At 69.1% G+C, this 716-nt stretch carries 2 protein-coding genes; both read left to right on the plus strand.

All coding sequences use genetic code 11. The features are described from left to right. A partial coding sequence (locus AC4FQ5_RS19715; protein ID WP_491146258.1) for a hypothetical protein occupies positions 1–191 on the plus strand: 191 nt, incomplete at its 5' end. Next, positions 188–716 (plus strand): GAP family protein (locus AC4FQ5_RS19720; protein ID WP_491146261.1); only part of this gene is annotated, 529 nt, incomplete at its 3' end. The genes AC4FQ5_RS19715 and AC4FQ5_RS19720, both read left to right, overlap by 4 nt.

The following is a 716-nucleotide window of genomic DNA, read 5'->3' on the forward strand; positions in this document are numbered from 1 at the left end:
ACGCCCTCGTCCGATGGGAGAGGATGATCGAGGACGAAGTCGGGGATCCCGTGCAAGCGCGAGTGATCCGATTGGTGGGGGATGCGCTCGTCGCCAATGCGGTCGCCGGAGTCGACACGGATACCCAGGCCATCGATGATCTGCTGGGCTTTCTCACGGCGCCCCGCTCGGACCGCGGGCCACGTCGGTGAGCGGGGCCCTTCTGGTCGGCATCGCCGGCCTCGCGCTCCTCGACTCGTTGAACCCTGCGACCATCGCCGCGGTGACGCTCGTGCTGATCGCGGCGCCGCGGCGTCCGGGCCTCGTCGCGGGTGCTGCTGTCGTCGGAGCGGCGTCGACGGTCTTCGGCGTCGGGGCGGGTTTGTTCCTGAGTGCCGGTGCGGCCGCTGGTGCCATCGACGGGATCATCGCGGCTCTCCGGTTCGTGGCGTTCGGTGCGGCGGGAATCGCGCTCGTCGTAGCTGGTCTCCGTCGCTTCCGGGAACGCCCGCGGCGGACCATCAGCCTGCCGTCCTGGTTCACGGCGTGGAGGGTGCTGCCGTTCGGGATGCTCCTCACCGCGGCAGACCTTCCCAACGCCTTCCCGTACTTCATCGCGATCGAACGAATGGTGAGCACGGGTGTCGACCCCGGGACGGGTCTGCTCGTGCTGGCGGGCTATGCCGTGATCTACTGCCTGCCGTGTCTCGTGCTTCTCGCGGTGGGCATCCTCGCGC

The sequence above is a fragment of the Chryseobacterium sp. DT-167 genome, from assembly GCF_058310155.1.